We start from the raw sequence: 19813 nt of genomic DNA, 5'->3' as shown, positions 1-19813 counted from the left end.
TGATACAATTAGTCGAAAAAAGGCTAGGCATAAGGGAGAGCGAAAACCTTGAACTATCGATTAATTGCATTGGATGTTGACGGAACACTTTTGAATGACGAGCATGAATTAACGCAGCAGACGATTGAAACGATTCAGGAAGTTCATGATCAAGGGTGTCATATCGTACTGTGTACCGGAAGAGCCCCTGGCAGTACGCTGCCGATCCTGGAACAGCTTGGTTTGGAAGGAACGATGATTACACATAATGGAGCGGCAACGGTTCATGCGGATGAACGCGGGAAATCTTTAATTCATGAGTTTTCTTTCACGCTGCCGGAAATCGCTCCTATGTTGGATTATGTGAGAAGAGAAGGCATTCATTTCGATGTTTCCACTTCCTTTAACATGTATATTGAACGCATTGGCGAATACGAGAAGGAGATGTACAAAAAGTTTCTGGTTAGTCCCAAACTCGTGACGGATGTGTCTGAGCTGGATCTGCCGATTGTGAAATTTACACTGTTCAGTCAGCCGGAGATCCTTGATCGTGTTCAGCAAGAGTGGGAAGAACAGCAGCTTTACGGCCAGTTGCGGATGATTCGCAGCGGTGATTTATTTATTGACGTGATGAGCGCGAAAGCGAATAAAGGAGATGCGCTGAAAGCTTTGGCTGCTTCATTAGAGGTCGATTCGAGCGAAATTCTGGCCATAGGCAATTACTATAACGATTTGGAAATGATGGCATTCGCCGGGCTCGGTATTGCCGTAGATAATTCGCCAGACGGCGTGAAGGAAGCCGCGGACGCGGTGACGGCATCAAATAACGATGAGGGTGTGCATAAAGCCCTAGTCAAATATTGTTTATAATATTAAATTCCTATAAAATCCTCGTTTTTTGAGGATTTTTGTCGTTTTAGGGGTTCTTCCTCCTTCTAGGCTATGGTAGAATGAGGGAAATAAACTAGATGACGGTGGTGTAAATGATGGGGAGAGAGCAAACGTTTTTTCGTAAAAAGACAAAGATCGTAGGAGCTATTGCGAGTACGGCGATGATGGCCGTGCCGTTTATGGCTGTTCCTGTTGCAGCGAATACGGAGAATGAGCCTCAGGTAGTACATATTGAAAAAATTGAAACGATTGTTATTCCTGAAAACGGGACGAAATACATTGATTTAGATGCTTTGAGAGAACTATATGATACATATAATTTGCAAATTACCCAGAATGAAAATGAGATGAATATAGCAAGAGGCAGCGAGACTTTAGGTGTAGATGGAATATATGAAATCAAGGCCGGAGCCATCGGCAAAGCTACTTTTACCGTAAGCGGAATGAAATATCCAAAAAACGAAGTTGAACCATTCCAGCCATTCACCGATAGTTTTGAAGTCGTTGTCGTACCGAATACTGGCGATCCGGATTCCTATAAGTTTGATCTCTCAAATGTGTTTACAGTCATGAGTCAAATGCCTGAAGAGCTGCAAACTCGTGACAAGGTAAAGAGCTTGCTCAGCAATATAAGTCCTAAAACGGTCATCAACGATAACCCTGTTGAGTATAATTTGGATAATTCTGCGCCTTATCAGCTTGAGACCGATGACCGCTTTCAAGGTGAAGTTGGAAAAAAAATCTCGAGCTATGAGATTCGCGAACATTTAAGAAGTTATTTCGAGGATTCCGATAGAAGGAATGTCGAAGGTGAATTTTATGAATCCGATGACTTAGATGTTGTGTTCGTTGATAAAAATAACCCGCATATCCGAATAGAAGAAAAATATGACTACAGTAATGAATTTGTAATGGGCTATGAACTAACCCCCTTAACTCCAGGCGATTTCGATTTGAACGTTCTTGTTGTCGATCACCATGGCGGCATGACTAGAGGTGTCATTCCTTTTCATATTGTCGTTAACATGCCGCCGCAATTAAAACCAGACAGTGTATTAGCCAAGCATTTCTCACTCGGTGACGTGAATAATCCGGTTATGTATTTATCCAATAATGCTGAAATTGACCTTAGCGAAGTCTTTTATGATCCGGAAAACGCTGATCTTGCTTATAAAGTTGTTGTAGAAGGGTATGGTTCCCCGGGCACAGCGATCAACACGATCTCACTTGGATCATCGCCAAAATTAACTTGGAATTCGTTCTCATTGCCGAACGGCGTAAAGAAAATAAAGGAACTTCGTGCCTATGAGAAAGGGAATGAGTCCCTTCAGGCCGTATTAAATGTAGATATTGAACATGCGATTAATGATCCGTTCCCTGCTACTTTGGATATGTATAAATCAAATGCTTCGGGAACTAGCAGTTACCTATTTGATTTCAAAAGTGATGTCGGTTTCGATGGATTTAATCTTACGGAGATTACAGGCGCAGATATACATAATAACGAAAATAATGCAGTTACAGCTTCCGTGTATCAAGATGTATACTTGAAATTTGAAGCAAAAGATTATACGCAGCAAAGCTCAAAAATAAAAATTTATGGACACAAGACAGGCTCTCCATCGATTCTGTACCAGGATGACTTTAACTTCAGGGTGATCTCAACGGAGGACACCAAATATCCCGATACCAATATTCCGGCTATTAGTCTTAGATCCTTGTATCCAAATTATAATTATGGCGGCTATTGGACAGGGCCTTACAATATTAGAGAAGCCGTTTCGGTCATACCGGAAGATTTTAATGATGAGTTTTACTGGACTTATGAGACAAGTTCATTGATGTCTATCCGATTAGAGGATACTGTCCCGACACAAACTCAGATTCTATTTAAGATTGATCTGGATCAAGGCAAACGCATTTACTATGTTCCTTATATACCTTATACGAAAAGGCTGCCGAACTAGGTGACTATGCAAAATCAAGAAGAACAGCTTATTTCTCTTATCCAAGCAAACAAGTTTATGGAAGCCGAGTCTGAGTTGAAGCAGGCAATAAGCCGAAATTCACTGAATGCGCAGCTTTGGGTCTTGCTTGGTGAAACGCTCTTACTCCAAAATTACGGAAAAGCAGCTAAGAAAGCATTTGATCGTGCTTGGCTGCTGGATCCGCAAGCGCAATGGGTCAATCACATTTATGAAGGTTTGCAACATGTTCCCTTAGGCGAGCCGCGACCCGATATAGATCAATTGTTGCAAGTTCCCAAGGTAACCGTTGCCGCGGCAATTCTAACTTATAATGAAGCAGCGAACATTGCCGGGTGCATTCAAGCTTTACTAGGTGCAGTGGATGAAATCATCGTGATAGATTCGTCAACGGATGAAACACCTACGATTGCTATGCAGTTTCCAAAAGTAAAGGTTGTGAGGATTCAATGGGAGGAAGACTTTGCAGCCGCCCGAAATAAGGGTCTTCACTATGTGCAGTCGGATTGGGTGCTTTGGGTGGATGCGGATGAACGGCTTGTCCCCGAGGATGCAGCATCCGTAAGGGAAGCGGCAGGCGTTTTCAACCATGTACCGGATGCCCCGATTCTCCATGCTTGGCATTTAAATCAGGTGAACGGCAGCGTTCGTCACGATTTTTCACAGGTTCGTATGTTTCCAGCGCACAGAGGGCTGCTTTATTTTGGCCGAATTCATGAGCAGGTGGGCACAGTTAAAGGTATTTATCAGCATGATACGTACCGGCGTGCGGTAAAAATCAGGCTGAATCATACCGGATATGAACCAACGGTTATGAGCAACAAAGGCAAGCTGGAAAGAAACCACCGCTTACTTCAAATCATGATTCAGGAAGAACCGAGCAACCCTGGACACTGGTTGTTTTTGGGTAGAGAGTCACTGGGATTAGGCTACGAGGAGCAAGCGTATTCTGCGCTGCTTGAGGCCGAACGTTTAGGGTTGCAGACAAAGGCCTTCGGACGGATGCCGGAAGTCTACAGACTGCTCATACAGTTGATGTTGCAGCGCAAGAGTTACGCGGAAGCGGAGGCATATTGCCACAAAGCCATAGCGGCTCATCCTGAGTTTCCTGATGCGCATTATTTGCTTGCTCAAGTGCGTATTAGACAGGCTGATGATCTTCTCCGGCTAGCAGAGTCGAACATTAAGATGGCATTGACAAGTTTACCTGCCTACCGGGGAAATGTGAGTGCCGATTACCAGATCGGTGAGTGGAAGGCTGAAGCATCACTTGGCGAACTGGCGATGCGATCAGGTAAATTAGCCAGAGCGGAAAAGATTTTTGCCAAATACGCCAATCACATAGATGCAAGGCCAAGCATGCAAAAAAAACTCGCTGCTATAGAAGCCGAGCGCCAACGCTTAAATCAACAAAGCGAATAAAAAGACGGTTCCCCCCTCTCAGTTGACGGAGGAACCGTCTTTTGACTTTTCTAATATTAAAGTACAAAAGCACTAGTAATGATAACCAGCAAGATGAAAAGCACTAAGATCGCACCAACGTTATTATGACCAGCAGACATATCAGAATCCCTCCCTTTTTACTCTATAGGATAGAATATGAAAGGAGGGACAGATGTGTATAGACGTTTACCCGGCTTCACTCATATTTTGGACGAAATTGGGACAATCTACAGAAGAATGATTAGATCTGTAGAGGAGGCGAAGAAAGTCGTGGCCGATATGATGCTTAGACCCGACCTGAAAACAGCAGGCGGAGAAGTCTGCGATATTATGTATAATGGGGAGTTTGTCGGTACGTTAACGCTAGTCTACAGGGAATCGGATCGACTTAAAGGCTCGATTCATCTGGAGAGGCAGTCCATGAGGAAGGTGGACAAGAATCGGGTGTATGCATTCACCCAATCTTATATTCAGGATGTGCTTGCTGCCTTAAATATTAAGGCGTGCGAAGTAGGAGTAAGCTATAGCGATTATGATTATGTCATTGCGACGGATGACGCCACCTTATCGACGATGGTTGAAGAGGATTCGCGATCAAACAACTATTATTTGGATGATGATGATGCCGATTATGAATGGGTGAATGACGATGCATCCCGATTTGACGATATCGACGCTGCAAGCGGACCGGAAAGCTTGGATATGATTGAGCAGCGCAGGCAGCAATTGGGATATGATCTTGTTAATGTGGGCGAGTATAGAAACCATGTGGAGTACCATGTGTACGACAAGGAGTCGGAATTGGTTGCCGAAGTGATCACACATATATATGGATCTGATGTCGTTGGAGAAGTCATCTGGCAATTCGATCCCTTTGATGAGGAAATGGATTCGGTAACGGAGCTGGTTGTGGCTGATTTTGATGAGGATGAAACGGATACATTTATTTTCAATATGATGTATGATGGGGAAATCATTGATACGGTGGAACTGACGCATATTGATTTGTTGGATCTGGTGACGGATATGAAGGCGGAATCGCTTAGACCACCCGAGCGAGAGGATTACTCGATTATTTTGGCAAGGGACGATGGGGACACGCTTACGTATGAAATTTACCAGCAATCGTATGGCGGTTTGCCCATTGGGACGGCGACGGTGGATATTAGTTCTCGTCAGCTAACCGGCTTCATTGACTTCCGGGAGCCAGGGGATTCGGATGATCGGGAGCTGATTGCGGCATTGCTGCTGGAAGAGCTGGATAAGGAAAAAGACTACGAAACCTTCAATGTATCGATGCTGTACCGGAATAAACTGATCGATGAAATTTGGTTTGAAACAGATCAGATTCATTAACCGTTCAATCATGATAAAAAGGCATGAACTCCCAACTAAATGAGAGCCATGCCTTTTTACGTTAGATAGGAATACTATTAGAACGTGTTGGAAACAGTGATTTGATCCAATGTAAGACGGCCTGAAGGACGCGCAGGCGTTGCTGCCAAACCAACGCTGATCAGCATAACCGGAACATAACGTGCAGGAACGTTGAAAGCTTCAACAAATTTAGCTGCATCGTAACCACCCATTGGGCAAGTGTCGTAGCCCATTGCTTTGGCTGCAACCATCAACTGCATAGCAGCAAGGGAAGCATTAGTAAGCGCTTGGTCGCGAGCGACTTGCGGATATTGATAAGCGCCATTGATTTGAGCGATGAGGTTGTCTTTCACTTCTTTCGGCATGAATCCAGCTTCTACCGCAGGGCCGAAAACTAGCTCAGCATTTTTGTTCGCTTCAAGATCACCCAGAACGGCGATAACGACAGAACTTTCGATGATTTGCTTTTGGCCGTAGGCAATTGGAAGCAATTTTTCTTTTTGCGCAGGATCGTCAATCACAAGAAGCTTCCAGTGTTGAAGATTCCAAGCGGATGGAGCTTGCGAAGTAGAAGTTAATAATTGCTCAAGATCGGCTTTAGGCATCTTGTGCCCGGCTTGGTATTGCTTCACGGAACGACGGTCTTCCAAAACTTTTAAAACATCGGTTTGTACTTGTGTGCTCATGTAATTTCCCTCCAAGGATTAGAATTGATTCTTTTTAGTGTGTTTTCTTAGGCTCCAAAGAATTCTGTAAAATGATTGAAAAAAGACGTTTAACTGTAAACTAATCAATAACAATTTACTGTAATCATAAATGTTATAGTTGAAGCTGTCAAGGGGTCTTTCGTGATGTCGGAAAATGTTGGATAATGGAAGCAGGAAAGGGGATGTCCCTCTTGAAAATGACCCAGAAAGAGCTGAGCCATCTTGTTTTTTTGTCAGAAGTTGTTCTAACCGGCAACAAGAAGAGCCTGATGGATGAAACGCTGCAATGCCTTCTTTATATTGTGAAATCAGTGGAAGAGGTAGAGCTTCCCGATACGGTTGTCCAGCAGATTGCCTGTTTAATGGCCATGATTGAATCGGATTTGCGCGATGAGAATGAGCGGATGCAGGAAATTAGGGGCCACTTGGATTGGGCGCAAAAAAGAAAGAGGACTCATCCGGAGGAAGATATTAGATAGATTGTGAGAAATGGCACCTCATGATATAATGTAGAGTACTGTTTTTTTCTAAATTAAGAGGTGATAGATATGAGCTATGAAATCCCAAGAGATGTGCAAATGTTGGGGCGCGACATCACAGAGAACCAATTAAAATATCATCACAAATCCGTTTTGATTTCCAAGGAATTTACGTTTGACAGTGCGCATCATTTGCATTGTTATGAGGGAAAATGTAAAAATCTGCACGGCCACACTTACAAGCTGCAAGTCATTATGCGCGGCAAGGTAGACAGCCGGGGGATCGCGATAGATTTTGGAGATATTAAACGCATTGCGAAAGAACGCGTCATTGATCGTTTGGATCATAAATATTTGAATGACGTGCTGCCGCCTATGAATACAACGGCTGAGAATATGATTGTTTGGATGTATGAGGAGATTCATCAGGCGCTTCTGGAAGAGAAGCTGCATCCTGCCATTCAGTTGGAAGAAATCCGGCTGTGGGAGACCCCGACCTCTTACGCGGCCATCACCCGCTCGATGATGGAGGAGGAAGAATAATGCGAGATATCCGCATTCCGATGGTCGAGATCTTCGAGACGGTTGAAGGCGAAGGAACCCGTGCCGGGTTCCCTACGGTCTTCGTCCGTCTTTTTGGTTGCAACCTGCGCTGTACCTGGTGCGATACCAAGTACAGCTACCCGCCCGCGGAAGCGGAGAACGTCATGACCATTGCTGAAATTATCAGCAAAGTCACAACGTTCCGCTCCCGGCATATTTGTTTGACCGGCGGCGAGCCGCTCCTGTACGGCGAGAAGTCGCTTGCGCTGGTCGAAGCGCTCGCCGAGTTGGAGCAGGTCGACGACCTGCACATCGAGACGAACGGCGCGATCGATCTCGCCATGTTCGTAGAGCGTGTGTCCTCGCCGAAGGTGCGATACATTATGGACTTCAAGCTGCCCGACTCCGGTGAGATGGAGCAGATGATTGTCAGCAACCTCAGCCTGCTGCGCGAGCAGGATGAGCTGAAGTTCGTCATCGGCAGCGAGCACGATTTCCGCACAGCGGTGGACGTGCTGGAGCAGCATCCGACGAAGGCGCTGCCGATGTTCAGCCCGGTGTGGGAGACGATGCCGCCGCATAAGCTCGTCCAGCTGATGCTGGAAGCGGGGCTTTCCAAAGTAAAGCTCAATATGCAGCTGCACAAAATTATTTGGGATCCGGCGATGCGCGGCGTTTAGTCGCGCGCGAGCCGCGGTATCCCTTTTTTCCAATATAAATAGAAAAAAGAGGTGTCTTCATGAGCGTAATCAACGATAACAAGAAGAGAGCCGTTATTATTTTGAGCGGCGGATTAGACAGCACAACTTGCATGGGCCTTGCCAAGGAGGCAGGATACGATCTGTATCCGATTTCTTTTGACTATGGGCAGCGCCATAAGATTGAATTGGATAATGCGAAGCAAGTCGCGGAGCATTATGGTGTGAGCCGGCGCCACAAAATCATCAAACTTGATTTTTTGCGTGATTTTGGCGGCAGCGCGTTAACGGACGATAGCATTGACGTGCCAAACGTCATGAACGGAGAATCCGAGGAATCCGAGATCCCTGTGACCTACGTACCGGGGCGCAATCTGCTCTTTTTATCTATCGCAACGTCTTATGCGGAAGTAACAGGCTCCGAGGCGATTTATATCGGGGTGAACGCCCTTGATTACAGCGGATACCCGGATTGCCGTCCTGAATTTATTCATAAAGTAGAAGAAGTCATTGCCCTTGCTACCAAAGTAGGTGTTGAAGGCAAAGGTATCACGATTCAAACGCCTCTCATTGACTGGACGAAAGCGAAAATCATTGAAGAAGGCTTGAAAATCGGTGTTCCGTATGAGCTGACAACCTCTTGCTACAATGGAAAAGCGGAAGCGTGCGGAGTTTGCGACAGCTGTCGTTTGCGTTTGAAAGGCTTCGAGGAAGCAGGTTCTAAGGACCCTATTCCGTATTTGTAAAAGGTAGCTTGGCAGCCAAAGAAAGGCAGGGCATATCGTGACGAGAATCATGGTGGTGGATGATGACGCAGATATCAGAGAGTTGATACGCGTTTATTTGATTGGAGAAGGTTTGACGGTGATGCAAGCCAGCAATGGCGTTGAGGCGCTCAACATGCTCGAAACGACCCCGGCGGATTTAGTCGTTCTGGATATTATGATGCCCTTGATGGACGGTTGGGAGCTTTGCCGCGAGTTAAGAGCGCGTTACGAAGATATGCCCCTTCTGATGGTGACCGCCAAAAGCGAGTCCGTCCACAAGGTGAAAGGGTTTCAACTGGGGACGGATGACTACCTCGTGAAGCCCTTTGACCCTTTGGAGCTTGTCATGCGGGTTAAAGCGCTCTTGAAGCGTTATCGCATCAACGCCTCTCAGACGATCACGATCGGAAATGTCATCATTGACCGCACGGCTTTCGAAGTTCGCTTCCAGGATGGGCGGCTGGGTCTCCCGTTGAAAGAGTTTGAACTGCTGTACAAGCTGGCCAGCTATCCTGCGCAAATTTTCACAAGAACGCAGCTCATCGAACAAATTTGGGGGATCGATTACGAAGGCGACGACCGGACGATTGATGTTCATATCAAAAGATTGCGGGAGCGCTTTGAGCCGCTGACGGAAGAGTTTCGGATCGCTACGATCCGCGGATTGGGGTACAGACTTGAGGTGAAGGGATGATCAAGTCGCTCTACCTCCGTGTCGTCCTGACTTTCCTGGCGGTAGTGGTCGTGAGCGTATCGGTCGCCTTCCCGCTGGCCACGTTATTTTTCAGAAGTTTGATAACGAACGAATTTCAGGATGAAATGCTCGCCATCGGCAGTCAAATCGTCAAGTTAAGCGAAAATATGCAGGTGAGGCAGCTGGATACTTTCGTGAAGGAGAGCAACCGTTTTAATGAAAATTACATTTTCACCCTATTTAACGAGAATGGCGAGCCAATGACGGTAGTTTCATTAAATAAAAACGGAGTCCCCCGTATCAGCGCCTCGGAAGTAGCCTTTGTTTTGAAAGGCAGTATGTTCAAAAGTTTGGATTATGGCATGATCAGAGATCCGCTCAGCGATATGAAAGTAGGCATCCCGCTTAAGGTCGGAGATAAGACGTTTGCTCTCTTCATTCATCCGAATTTATCCGAGACGACCCGTCGTCAAGTGCAGACAGCGATCATTACGGTTCTTGTTATCGTGCTTGTCGTGGGCAGCTTGCTCATACTCATCGCCTCCCGCTATATTGTGAACCCGCTGAAGAAGCTGACGGTGGCCACACAGCGGCTCGCCCGGGGAAATTTCAATGTGCATGTGCCTATGAAGCAGAAGGACGAGCTGGGACAGTTGGCGGACAGCTTCAATCATATGGCGGGCGAGCTGAAGCAGCTTGAGCAGATGCGCCAGGACTTCGTTTCGAATGTGTCCCATGAGTTCCAAACGCCGCTGACCTCGATCCGCGGTTTCTCTAAAGCGCTGCGGGGGTCCGAAATCGAGGAGTCCGAGCGTGCGCGCTACTTGGAAATCATCGAACGGGAAAGTGAGCGGTTGTCCCGGCTCAGCGATAATTTGTTAAAACTCGCTTCACTGGAATCCGAGCATCATCCGTTTCACCCGACAACGTTTGATTTGGATGAACAGCTGAGAAGAATCGTTGTCTTCTATGAGCCGCTATGGTCAGAAAAAGAGCTTGATATGGATTTATCATTGCCAAGAGTGAAAATTTCGGCGGATGCCGATCAATTGAATCAGGTCTGGATGAATTTGATTGGGAATGCGGTCAAATTTACGCCGGCCGGCGGGCATATTTTTATCAAACTAGTCCCGTTGAGAGATCGTGTGCAGGTCTGGATCCAAGATAATGGGATCGGCATGTCCGAAGAGGATCAAGGCCGAATTTTTGAACGGTTCTTCAAAGCGGATCAAGCCAGACAGCGGGACACCGGGAGCGGGCTTGGACTGGCGATTGTCCGGAAAATTATTGATCTGCACCAAGGGACGATTGAAGTAGAGAGCGAACAAGGAAAAGGTTCCCAATTCCTGGTTACAATACCGATTTTGACCTATCAATTGAAGAAATGATGAACAGGGTAAGCTTGGAAAGCATATTTCCAAGCTTTTTTGCTGTTTGTTCATATTGGGTTCATATTCGAATTGTATCTTATAGAAACAATGATGATATGAGGGGAGTACAGGAATGAATCGACTTACACACTTTTCCATGAAAAATGTTTCGGCATTATTCATTATTATGATCATGCTTTTTGTAGGCGGCTTATATTCATCTTCGCAGCTTAAAGTAGAGAACATGCCGAACGTTTCTTTCCCGGTTGTTGCCGTAACGACAACGTATACCGGTGCGCCGAAGGATGTCATGGATGAAATCACATCTCCTATCGAGAAGAAGCTCGCGAATATCGAAGATTTGGATTCCATGCAATCGACATCCAGCGATAACTTCTCCATGATCATTCTGATGTTCAAGCAAAACGTGGACACGGATAAGAAGAAACAAGCTGTGCAGGATATGCTGGCTGAAGTTTCTCTTCCGGCAACTGCGGGAACACCGAAAGCATCAACTTTTGGCGCGGCTTCCTTCCCTTCCAACTATTTAGTTGCTTATGCGGATAACGGAATCAGCCAAACGGAGCTTGATAAATCTTTTAAAGATAAAATTAAGCCGGGTCTTGAAGGAATTAAAGGGATTGACCATATGGACGTAATCGGAGCCAGGGATACCTCGCTTGACATTGAACTTGATGCGTCTGCGCTTGATGTCTATGGCTTGTCGCCGGGCCAAGTGTCCAATGCGATTAATTCCGCCGCTACGAAAAGTCCGATCGGCAGTGTAGAAATTAGCGGCAACAACAAGATGACACGTGTAACAGGCAACTTATCCAGTTTGTACGAATTGGAGCAGCTTGAAATCACAACGCCTAAGGGAGATATCGTAACGCTCAATCAGATTGCCAACGTCAAGGCGATTACAGAATCAAATTTCATTGGCCGTTTGGATGGCAAACCTGCGATTGGGATGATTTTGTACAAAGCAGGCAGCGCAAATGCGGTAGAATTCTCAGCAGCTATCGAGAAGCAAATTCACGGGTGGAAAACTACGCTGCCGAACGTTACGTTTAAGAACACCTACGACAGCGCAGACCAGATTAAGGAATCCATCACTGGATTGGTTCGCGAAGGAATCGTGGGGGCTGTATTGGCATCCTTGATGATTCTCGTCTTCCTCCGCAATGTACGGATGACGCTTATCGTTCTTGTCTCGATTCCGCTTTCCATTTTAATTACCTTGCTATTGATGTCATCCTTGAATTTAACGCTTAATACGATGACGCTCGGCGGTATTTTTATCGCAGTAGGGCGGGTTGTGGATGACTCGATTGTTGTTATTGAAAACATATACGCCTCTTTGGAAAAAGCGCAGGAGCGCAAGGAGTCCGTTATTGCTTTAGCTACGAAGCAGGTTTCGATGGCGATTACGTCCTCCACACTTGCCACCGTAGGGGTATTTGCACCGCTTGCTTTGGTTACGGGCGTTATTGGCGGGTTCTTTAGACCGTTCGCGCTAACGATTGCGTGTGCGCTGCTTTCCTCCTTGATTGTAGCTTTAACGGTCATTCCGATGTTGGCTAAACTGCTTGTTCTGCGCAGTAAACCAGGCAAAGTAAGTCACGATGAGTCGAAGCCGACTAAGCTGACAACGTTCTATGAAAAAGTATTGACTTGGAGCTTGAAAAATCGCATTAAAACATTGCTTCTCTCTCTGCTTATGCTAGTAGTGACAATGGCGGGTACGATTCCGTTTCTATCGGTTTCTTTCTTGCCTAGCTCAAAAGCAGCGACAACGATGTATTTCCAATTGAAACTGCCGTATTCGACTTCATTTGAAGCGACAGATGCGAAAACGAAAGAGATCGAAACCGTCTTTTTAGATACCAAAGATTCGAAAGGCGAGCCTGTGTTTAAATTCGTTGAATCCTTGGTCGGTTATGCCGGCAAAGATGACGAACGGACGCCGTATGCTTCACAGATTTTCGTCCAAGTGAACGACAATGTAGATGCGAATAAAGTAAAAGATCAAATGAAAGCTTACATTCTTTCTGAATTGCCGAACGGTTCAGAAGTTGAGCCTAAAACCATGGAAGGCGATTTCGGAACTTCTTCGACGGATTTTGCCTATACCTTGCAGGGTGAGGATCAGCTTCAACTGGAGAAAGCAGCTAAGATGGTGAAAGAAAAGCTGCAAACCTTCCCTGAGCTTGCCGAGATTGAAGATAATTTAAGTGATGCAAAAACAGAGATAGAGATTGCTGTGGATCAGAAAAAAGCGAGAGCCTACGGCTTAAGCTCATCCTCTGTCCGTGATACAGCACGTGCCTGGATTCAAAAACAAAATCTGGGAGATATGAAATTTGATAATATCGTTTATACAACAACGGTATCGTTAGACAAATCGGACAAAAATACGCTTGAAAAACTAGGCAATATTCCTTTAACGGGAGCAAACGGATCAACGATTCTGTTAAAAGAAGTAGCCAAAATCAATGAAACGAAGGGCGCTGCGTCCCTAGCGCGTGAAAATCAGCAGCAGCTTGTTAAAGTAACAGCCAAAATTAACGACTCCAACAAAACAGGAGTTAGTGCTAAAATTACCGCGGCATTGAAAGGTTTTGAATTACCTGAAGGCGTGACACCGAAAGTGAGCGGTGTTTCCGAGGATGTCAATGAGAGTTTCGGTCAATTGTTCGTTGCCATGGCGGCTGCCGTGTTCGTCGTCTACTTGATCATGGTTCTGGCTTTTGGAAACGCAAGCGCGCCATTCGCTATTCTTTTCTCTCTACCTCTTGCCGTAATCGGAGGACTGCTCGGACTCGTTATTGCCAAAGAGCCGCTAACGGTTACATCTATGATTGGTTTCCTCATGCTCATCGGCATTGTCGTCACGAATGCGATCGTTTTGATCGACCGTGCGCAGCAGCTTCGTGAAGAAGGCTATACCGTACGACATGCCTTGATTGAAGCTGGGAAAGTGAGACTTCGTCCGATTATTATGACCGCTGGAGCTACCATTATGGCTTTGGTGCCGCTCGCGCTAGGTATTTCCGGAGAAGGCGGATTAATCGGTAAAGGTCTGGGTGTTGTCGTAATCGGCGGTCTGATTACCTCTACCGTTCTGACGCTAGTTGTCGTACCTATTGTGTACGAGTTGATTGAAAGCATAAAGAACCGGATAGGTCGCATGTTCAATCGTAAAAAAAGTAACCAAAACACAACGTTAGAGGTATAGGAGGCACATAGATGATTAACGACAGTTCGCGAAAACGTAAATTTAGATATCGCTCGATGAGCGTGATTGCGCTATTGACCGCAGCAGCGGTCTTAGCGTCCGCTTGTTCCGCTCCGGGAGCCAAGGGTGCCGCGACGGTTCAGCTTGCGCCAAGAGCGGTTAAAACAGAGGTTGTTAAAAAGCAAAAAATCAGCAATCCCATCGAACAGGTGGCCGATGTCGCAGCAGGAACGACACTTGATGTTGTGTCCAAAGCGAACGGTGAAGTGCTTGAAGTGTTGAAAAAACGCGGAGAGTACGTAGAGAAAGGTGAAGTCCTTTTCGTTATCGATAATAAAGACGCAGTGTCCGCGAAACGGAAAAGTGAGCTAGCCTTGAAAAGCGCTCAGGAATCTTTGCAGCAAGCACGCGATAACAAAGTGAACAACCGCAAGGATTTGGTTGATAATGTTACTCGGTCGCAAACAGCTCTAACGAATGCGAAGCAGGATTATAACAAAACCCGCAACGATTATGATGCCGGCACCGCAGTTCAGCACCAAGTGGATCAAATGAAACAAGCCTTAGATAACGCGCAAATGAGCTTGGATGCGGCACAGAGCAAGCTGGCGGCATTTGATAATTCGGATTCGATCTCTGCGGCGCAAACGCAGGCGGAATCAGCGGGCTTATCGTTAGACGATGCGACTCGTTCCTTAGAGAACTATCAAGTTAAAGCGCCAGGCAGCGGCGTACTTACCGATTTCAACGTTGTCGTTGGGCAAACAGTTGCTACCGCGGCAGGGAAAGTCGGTCAAGTCCAACAAATTGATCCGATCAAAATTAAAACGGAGCTTACAGAAACGAACTATCAACTCGTCAAAGGCAAGCAAGAGCTCGTTTACTATAATCCGGATACACCGGACAAAAAAGGAACAGCAAAGATTAGCTACTTAGCGCCGATCATGAGCGCTGCGACAAAAACGTACACGCTGGAACTGGAAGTTCCGAACAGCGATCATCAGCTGCAGCCCGGCACCCGGTTCATGGTGCAGCTTACAACGGAAACCGAAGAGCAAGTTGTAGCCATCCCAACGCTTAGCGTGATTCGTGAAGATTCCGACACCTTCGTATTCGTGGAGCAAGGCGATCAATATGTGAAGCGTAAAGTGAAGCTTGGACGTATTAACGGTGAGTATCAAGAAGTACTTGACGGCGTAAAAGATGGCGACAAACTAGTGATTACCGGACAGAACACTTTGAAAGACGGCCAGAAGGTAGAAAGCGCCAGCGCTTCTCCAGCGGCAACTACGACACCAGCAGCGAAATAGACATCAGCGAAATTACACAATGAGGAGTGTATGTACATGAAAAAAAGACCATGGAAATCCAGTCTGACCGCGATTATGCTAGGCGCATTAATCGTGCAGGGAGGCACCGCCGTGTGGGCTGCCGATTCCGATCCAGCCCCTGTTGCCGCTCCTACTGTCAATTATGGATTGACAAGTGACATTCGTGCAGCCGTGAAAAGTGCAGCCGTGACGCCAACCGCGTCCGGCTCACAGCTTTCCGTTACAGTGCGATTGTACAACGGAGGCGTTACACAGAACCGGGTGCCTGAGCACGAGCTTCGCGTACAAACTTCCAGCGGCGTTTCCTATACGTTGAAACCAAGCGGAACGAATAAAGAGTCGCTTCAGCCTAAAGAGATTAGCGAGCTTGTTTATATGACTTCCGTCGATACGAAGGAAATTGGTACGATCGATCAGCTTTCGTTCGTTAACGTCGATGTGTATTCTTATCCGAAGCTTGAAACGACCTTGCTGGCTATGCCGACCAAATCCGTATGGTACGGAGGTACGGGCAGCGCCGCTACTCAAAACCTTGACAATCTGGCATGGGGGCAATCGTTTTCGATTCCCGGCGTGAATTCCGGACTTACCTATTCGGCGGTTGAAGCTTCCATGCAAAATACGGCCGCAGGCCGCGTAGCCGTAGTTACGGTCCTGGCCAGCAACCCTGGCGGAGGCCGCGAAACGGTTCCTGCTTTCCGATTGGATGCTCAATCGGAGACGAAGAGCTATGAAGGAAAACGCTCGGAAGCGGAGCCGGTCACCTTGGAAGCCGGTGAGAAAAAATATATTCACTTTGCCATCCCTGTTGAAAACGGTGTGACTCTAACCAACCTGCTTGTTTTGTCCACGGATACATTTGTTCCTAAGGGCGGAGGCCAAGCGGAGACATTAGCGACAGGCAAACTGGCTATGGCATGGCCGAAAGATCAGGGGACCTCAGTTGCGGTTCCGTACACCATCGGTCAACCGATCGCGTTTGACGCTTTGACCAAAGTGGTCGACAAATCAACGGAAGTTTCCTTAATGGAACTCCATCTTCATGAGAATCCGGGTGAAGGCTACAAAACGGCGGTGGCGAAGTTCAAATTAACGAACACCAGCACGACGCCTACAGCGACGCCAGCTTTCCTATCTGAATTGGTGAATGGGCAGGGCGTTACGTACCAAGGTTCGCGCCAAGCGAATGTGACGGCGATGCTGAATCCGGGACTAAGCTACGTTGTGAGCTACTCCTACATTGTTCCGCAATCGGAAGAGAGCACGAACTTCTCCTTGAAGCTGCTTGATTCTGCGGCTGCCGCGCCGTTCACGACGACGATCGCAGCGTTGCAAACGGACCTGCAGCAGGAATCGGATTCAAGCATTTCCTTGTATCCGTTCGATCTGAAAATTAAAGATGTGGCTGTCAACACGCAAACAACGGCTCAATTGATGTACACGTATAAGGTTCGTCTGGATCTGGAAATCAAACAACAAGAGAATGTCGTTGTCGACAATAACTTCTCCAAATTGAGATTCGAGATCGTTGATAGCGAGGGACGTGTCCTCGGTGCTAAGGATGCAACGTTTACAGGCGCAAATAAACTGATCACCGGCGTTCAAATGATCGATGCAACGAACATTACAACCGATCAATACAACTATCCATTCACAGTGAATGTGTATGAAACGATTGAGACGGCAAACGGCACGGCAAAACGTTTATTGAAAGTGATAAAATAAGTGTTGAGGAGAGCTGTCTCTCAAGTAGATTTTTTACTTGAGGGACAGCTTTTTTATTATAAAGGGGAACCGTTGAAAGTGGCGTTCATGTATATCTTGTTCCTGCGATAAAAAGCTTTGGAAGGCTGATTGCTCAGCCGGTCGAGCAGACGTAATGGAGTTAGCGCAGTCTTTGTCCTTGCTAACGGACAGAGATGCTCTTATTCGATGGAAAAGGACATCTTCGAACATGTAACGGACATCAGCGCTGCTGCTTGTTTACTTGGGGAATGATTTCGTCCCGATATCGGCAAATAAGGGCTCTGGTGTCCGTCAGCAGAGGGACACAACGCTTTTCGCGATGATAACGGCCGCTGTGTCCGAAGCGTGTTGAGACAGAGGACAAAAGGGGATGGATTTGGGAGGGGAGGGAGATAGGGGGAACTACAGGGCGCTATTTCGTCTGAAACAGCCCTTTAGGCAGGGGAAAGGGAACTAGGGTCCGCTATTTCACCATTCGGAGCAGTTGTTTACATCACGAGGGTGAATTAAGACCCTGTAGTTCCCCACGGGCGCCCGAAATTGTGCTTTCGGCCTTAATAAGGGAACGTAGTTCCCCCTCTCTCTGGCGAATCTCAAGATAGGCCGGTCCGAAGCCTGCTTGCTGGTTGCAGGCAGGCTCCAGATCAGGCTGCGCGCATCGTCACACACGCGCCTTAACGGATTTGGCATAATCGGAAGGAGACATGCCCACGGTTTTTTTAAAATCCCTGGAAAAGTAATGGATGCTCGCATATCCCAACATGGCCGCAATTTCAGTGAAATTGTACCGGCCTTCCCTGATATACGTTTTAGCTTGTTCAATTTTCATGGCTTTGAAAGCTTCCAGGACGCCGGTTTGCATCTGTGTGTGAAAAAGCTCCTTCAACCGGCTTTTGCCTAAGTGAAATGTTTGGCATAACTGATCCTGCGTAAAAGATTGCGAGAGATTGTCTTGCAAATAGGCGATAATCTGCTGAACGATGCGCTGCTCGGCTTTTTCCTTTTGCAGGGAGGATTGCTTATATTTGAGTGAGGCATCTATGGATGAGGAGCCTTGCTTTTGATTGCGAATCAGTGTGATCAGCAGGGCTTCCAAATAGGATTTGATCATTTGCTCGCTGGCAAAAGGTGCCTCCGGATTCCGCTCCAGAATATGTACGGTAGGTCGGTCAAAAGGCGGCAGAAATGCCTGAAACCCTTCTTGGATGATGAGGGATAACATATTCCTTTCCCGATCTCCTAGGGGGACAATTTTATTTTCAAAAGAAGTCATCGCTTCTGAGGCACATTCGAAAGAAATGACGATAAGATTAGGCGGCTTATGCTCGTGCTTTACGCTGACGGTATGGAACTCCTCGGGTTTATGAAAAATCATATGCCCTTGCTGCAGTGTGTGGATTTGATCGTCGGCCCGAACCTCGACCTCTCCTTTGTCAACATAGAGAATTTCCCAAAAGTCGTGCTGCTCGCCGTCAAATACATATCCTTTGGCATACTCGAAATAGTGAAAGGAAATGAGATTTTGAATGGTTATTGATTCTTGAAGTTGTATGCGCGGGAATTCCATGCTGTCCGTCCTTTCTCAGGGGCTTATCGGTGATTGGACCCAGACTTATTTTACCATACTCGGTTTTGTAAAAGTGCAAATAAATCGGCTTTTTGGATAAATCTAATCCGCCTCGCCTCTTTTATAATAAAGGCAAGAGACGGAGGAGATAACGATGAAAAAAGGGATCAATATTTGGTCATTCCCAGGCTCCATGAACGTGGAGCAATGTATAGCAGTAGCGAAAGACGCAGGATTCGACGGCATTGAGCTGGCGTTGAACGAAACAGGGGAACTCAGCCTGGAAAGCAATGAAAGCGAAATCAAGCAGTACCGCCAGCTTGCGGATGACAAAGGCATTGAGCTAACCAGCTTGGCCAGTGGTCTGTACTGGACATACTCCTTAACAAGCGGACATGCCGGTACGCGTCAAAAAGCGAAAGACATCGTCAAAAAGCAGCTGGAAAGCGCAGCGATTTTGGGCGTAGATACGATTCTGGTTGTGCCTGGCGCCGTTGGGGTAGATTTCATCCCTGACTCCGAAGTAGTCCCTTACGATCAAGCGTACGAGTACGCTCTGGAAGGCATTCGAGAGCTTTCGGAAACTGCGCAATCGTTGAAAGTGTCCATCGGCATTGAGAACGTTTGGAACAAGTTTTTGCTCTCGCCGCTGGAGCTGAGAGACTTTATCGATAAAATCAATTCTCCGTATGTCGGTTCCTACTTCGACGTCGGGAATGTGTTATATTCCGGTTACCCGGAGCATTGGATTTCCATTTTGAACAGCCGTATCAAAAAAGTGCATTTCAAAGATTACCGCCGCGCGGCGGGAGGCTTGCACGGTTTCGTGGATCTGCTGGCCGGCGATGTGAATTACCCGGAAGTTGTGAAAGCTCTTGCAGCTATCGGATATGAAGACTATGTGATCGCTGAGATGATTCCTGGCTATACGCACCACGGTCAGCAAATCATTTACAATACATCAGGTGCTATGGACGCAATTTTGGGGAGGAAATAAG

Annotated in this window: 16 protein-coding genes; 14 read left to right on the top strand and 2 right to left on the bottom strand. The window is 46.7% G+C overall.

Annotated elements, in window-relative coordinates; translation table 11 throughout:
* The first annotated feature begins 48 nt into the window (after positions 1–48).
* The 4 genes from GC097_RS12265 to GC097_RS12250 all read left to right on the top strand — a co-directional run bounded on the left by GC097_RS12265 (position 49) and on the right by GC097_RS12250 (position 5654).
* Complete coding sequence (locus GC097_RS12265) at positions 49–849, top strand: Cof-type HAD-IIB family hydrolase (RefSeq protein ID WP_171683580.1); 801 nt, start codon at positions 49–51, stop codon at positions 847–849.
* A gap of 116 nt (positions 850–965) precedes the next feature.
* Positions 966–2837, top strand: coding sequence for a hypothetical protein (locus GC097_RS12260; RefSeq protein ID WP_171683579.1), 1872 nt, complete (start codon positions 966–968; stop codon positions 2835–2837).
* A 6-nt stretch (positions 2838–2843) separates the two neighbouring features.
* On the top strand, positions 2844–4277 hold the full coding sequence (locus tag GC097_RS12255) for a glycosyltransferase family 2 protein (protein WP_171683578.1): 1434 nt from the start codon (positions 2844–2846) through the stop codon (positions 4275–4277).
* Positions 4278–4472: 195 nt separating this feature from the next.
* A complete protein-coding gene (locus GC097_RS12250; RefSeq protein WP_312875658.1) occupies positions 4473–5654 on the top strand; it encodes a hypothetical protein in 1182 nt (393 codons plus the stop codon).
* A 77-nt stretch (positions 5655–5731) separates the two neighbouring features.
* On the opposite strand, the gene GC097_RS12245 is transcribed toward GC097_RS12250, so the two are convergent.
* On the bottom strand, positions 5732–6361 hold the full coding sequence (locus GC097_RS12245) for a nitroreductase family protein (RefSeq protein WP_171683577.1): 630 nt from the start codon (positions 6359–6361) through the stop codon (positions 5732–5734).
* Between the two features lie 218 nt (positions 6362–6579).
* On the opposite strand from GC097_RS12245, the gene GC097_RS12240 reads away from it, so the two are divergent.
* The 9 genes from GC097_RS12240 (at position 6580) to GC097_RS12200 (ending at position 17227) form a co-directional block, all read left to right on the top strand.
* Positions 6580–6861 carry a hypothetical protein gene (locus GC097_RS12240; protein WP_246294191.1) on the top strand — a complete coding sequence of 94 codons (282 nt, stop codon included), beginning with the start codon at positions 6580–6582 and terminating at the stop codon, positions 6859–6861.
* A 69-nt stretch (positions 6862–6930) separates the two neighbouring features.
* Positions 6931–7404, top strand: coding sequence for a 6-carboxytetrahydropterin synthase QueD (gene queD / locus GC097_RS12235; protein WP_171683575.1), 474 nt, complete (start codon positions 6931–6933; stop codon positions 7402–7404).
* On the top strand, positions 7404–8084 hold the full coding sequence (locus GC097_RS12230) for a 7-carboxy-7-deazaguanine synthase QueE (protein ID WP_171683574.1): 681 nt from the start codon (positions 7404–7406) through the stop codon (positions 8082–8084). Before queD ends, GC097_RS12230 begins: the two co-directional genes overlap by 1 nt.
* Positions 8085–8143: 59 nt before the next feature.
* Positions 8144–8848: a 7-cyano-7-deazaguanine synthase QueC gene (gene queC, locus GC097_RS12225; protein WP_171683573.1), complete on the top strand. Its 705-nt coding sequence runs from the start codon at positions 8144–8146 to the stop codon at positions 8846–8848.
* Positions 8849–8885: 37 nt separating this feature from the next.
* Positions 8886–9563, top strand: coding sequence for a response regulator transcription factor (locus GC097_RS12220; protein WP_171683572.1), 678 nt, complete (start codon positions 8886–8888; stop codon positions 9561–9563).
* Positions 9560–10951 carry a HAMP domain-containing sensor histidine kinase gene (locus GC097_RS12215; RefSeq protein WP_171683571.1) on the top strand — a complete coding sequence of 464 codons (1392 nt, stop codon included), beginning with the start codon at positions 9560–9562 and terminating at the stop codon, positions 10949–10951. The genes GC097_RS12220 and GC097_RS12215 overlap by 4 nt, the downstream gene beginning before the upstream one ends.
* Positions 10952–11066: 115 nt before the next feature.
* Positions 11067–14171, top strand: coding sequence for an efflux RND transporter permease subunit (locus tag GC097_RS12210; protein ID WP_171683570.1), 3105 nt, complete (start codon positions 11067–11069; stop codon positions 14169–14171).
* Between the two features lie 11 nt (positions 14172–14182).
* On the top strand, positions 14183–15481 hold the full coding sequence (locus GC097_RS12205) for an efflux RND transporter periplasmic adaptor subunit (protein ID WP_171683569.1): 1299 nt from the start codon (positions 14183–14185) through the stop codon (positions 15479–15481).
* 36 nt (positions 15482–15517) lie between these two features.
* A complete protein-coding gene (locus GC097_RS12200; RefSeq protein WP_171683568.1) occupies positions 15518–17227 on the top strand; it encodes a hypothetical protein in 1710 nt (569 codons plus the stop codon).
* A 682-nt stretch (positions 17228–17909) separates the two neighbouring features.
* Here the strand turns inward: GC097_RS12200 and GC097_RS12195 are convergent.
* Positions 17910–18815 (bottom strand): AraC family transcriptional regulator, encoded by a 906-nt coding sequence (locus GC097_RS12195; RefSeq protein WP_171683567.1) that lies wholly within the window; start codon positions 18813–18815, stop codon positions 17910–17912.
* A gap of 154 nt (positions 18816–18969) precedes the next feature.
* On the opposite strand from GC097_RS12195, the gene GC097_RS12190 reads away from it, so the two are divergent.
* Positions 18970–19812, top strand: a complete 843-nt coding sequence (locus GC097_RS12190) for a sugar phosphate isomerase/epimerase family protein (RefSeq protein ID WP_171683566.1) — start codon at positions 18970–18972, stop codon at positions 19810–19812.
* Position 19813: the final 1 nt, after the last annotated feature.

The sequence above is a fragment of the Paenibacillus planticolens genome, from assembly GCF_013141725.1.
Lineage (GTDB): Bacteria > Bacillota > Bacilli > Paenibacillales > NBRC-103111 > Paenibacillus_E > Paenibacillus_E planticolens.
This window is presented reverse-complemented; position numbering and strand designations above follow the sequence as displayed.